The following is a 2,177-nucleotide window of genomic DNA, read 5'->3' as shown; positions in this document are numbered from 1 at the left end:
GGCCAGCGCCTCGAGCCGCGCCATCAGCGGCGCGCCGCGCGCCTGTACGGCAAGCTCGGCGGCCGCGGGCAGCCGGACGGCCGGCAGCCGCTTGCCGAGCCGGAACACCCGGCTGAGGCTGACTTCGGGATCCTGGCCCACGGCGGCGAAGCCGATCGTCCTGAACGAGCCCGTCATGTCCCCGGCCCCGGCGAACATGCCCGTGTTCCACGCCGCCAGCACCGGGTTGTAGCCGACGACCAGCCGCTCGATGTCATCAGTGTCGTAAGCGCGTACCGCCTCGCGCAGGATCTGCCCGGCCAGGCCGGACAGGCTCCCCCCGGAACTGGCCCCGGAATCTAGTGCCACGAAGGGAGCCTATTGGTAACGCAGTCTCGCGCGTGACCGATGATGCTAATTCGACACGTAGTGCGCGCGCATGCCCGATACGATCGGCGATCGGGCATGCGGCGGGGGGAAGGGGGCGCGTCCCCCCGGGCGATTACAGCAGCGATCGCAGCACATAAGGCATGATGCCGCCGTGCCGGTAGTACTCGGCCTCACCTGGCGTGTCGATGCGAACCACCACGGTGAATTGCTTGCCGTCGGCAGTCACCACGAGCTCGTTCGGGATAATTTCTCTATTGTTTATTTCTGAGATTCCCGCAATGGAGAAGACCTCCTGCCCGGAAAGGCCCAGCGTCGCTGCCGACTCCCCCGGCTTGAACTGGAGCGGCAGCACGCCCATGCCGATCAGGTTGGACCGGTGGATGCGCTCGAACGACTCCGCGAGCACGGCGCGGACGCCGAGCAGCGCGGTGCCCTTCGCCGCCCAGTCGCGGGACGAGCCTGAGCCGTACTCCTTGCCGCCGAGCACGATGAGCGGCGTGCCCTCTTCGATGTAGCGGCGGGAGGCGTCGTAGATCGACATCTGCTCGCCGGACGGGATGTGCACGGTGACGCCGCCTTCGGTGCCCGGCGCGAGCTGGTTGCGCAGCCGGATGTTGGCGAACGTGCCGCGGATCATCACCTCGTGGTTGCCGCGCCGCGACCCGTAGGAGTTGAAGTCGGCCCGCTCGATGCCGTGCTCGCTCAGGTAGACACCCGCGGGCGCGGTCGTCTTGATCGCGCCGGCCGGCGAGATGTGGTCGGTGGTCACCGAGTCGCCGAGTTTGGCGAGTACCCGGGCGCCTTCGATGTCGCGCACCGGCTCCGGCTCCGCCGGCATGCCGTCGAAGTACGGCGGGCGCCGTACGTAGGTCGAGTCCGGTTCCCACGCGAACGTGTCGCCCTCGGCGACGTCGAGGCCGCGCCAGTTGTCGTCGCCGGTGAACACGTCGGCGTAGTCGCGGGTGAACATCTCCGCGGCGACCGCGTGCTGCACGACGTCCGCGACGTCCGCGGGGGCGGGCCAGATGTCGGCGAGGTAGACGGGCTTGCCCTCGGTGTCGGTGCCCAGCGGCTCGGTGTCCAGGTCGATGTCCATCGTGCCGGCCAGCGCGTAGGCGACGACGAGCGGCGGGGACGCGAGGTAGTTCATCTTCACGTCCGGGTTGATCCGGCCCTCGAAGTTCCTGTTGCCTGACAGCACGGCGACGACAGCGAGGTCGTTGTCGTTGACCGCCTGGCTGATCGCTTCCGGCAGCGGCCCTGAGTTGCCGATGCAGGTGGTGCAGCCGAAGCCGACCAGGTTGAAGCCGAGCTTGTCCAGGTACGGCAGCAGGCCGGCCCGCTCGTAGTAGTCCATGACCACCTTGGAGCCCGGCGCGAGGCTGGTCTTGACCCACGGCTTGCGGTTCAGGCCCTTCTCGACCGCCTTCTTGGCCAGCAGCGCGGCGCCGATCATCACGAACGGGTTGGAGGTGTTCGTGCAGGAGGTGATCGCGGCGATCACGACATGGCCGTGATCGAGGGTGACCTCGGCGCCGTCCTCGAGGGTGACCTTGACCTCGTGGGTAGGCCTGACGTCCTCCTGCTCGCCGGGGTCAGAGGCGGGGAAGCTGCCGTTGCCGTCGCCGCCGGCGTACGCGGGCAGCGCGTCCCTGAACGCGGTCTTGGCGTTGGTCAGGTCGATCTTGTCCTGCGGGCGCTTGGGGCCGGCGATGCTCGGCACGACCGTGCCGAGGTCGAGGGTGAGCTCCTCGGAGTACCGCGCTTCGTTGCTGGGGTCGTGCCAGAGGCCCTGGGCCTTGGCGTAC

2 protein-coding genes are annotated in these 2,177 nt (G+C 68.7%); both read right to left on the bottom strand.

The window, feature by feature from the left end:
* The coding region (locus WA805_RS31320; protein WP_425244141.1) for a hypothetical protein at window positions 1-348 on the bottom strand (348 nt) is incomplete at its 3' end.
* Window positions 349-481: 133 nt separating this feature from the next.
* The coding region (gene acnA, locus WA805_RS31315; protein ID WP_425244140.1) for an aconitate hydratase AcnA at window positions 482-2,177 on the bottom strand (1,696 nt) is incomplete at its 5' end.

It is taken from the genome of Trebonia sp. (assembly GCF_049794275.1).
Lineage (GTDB): Bacteria > Actinomycetota > Actinomycetes > Streptosporangiales > Streptosporangiaceae > Trebonia.
Note: the sequence above shows the minus strand (reverse complement) of the source record. Positions and strands in the feature narration are given on the sequence as shown.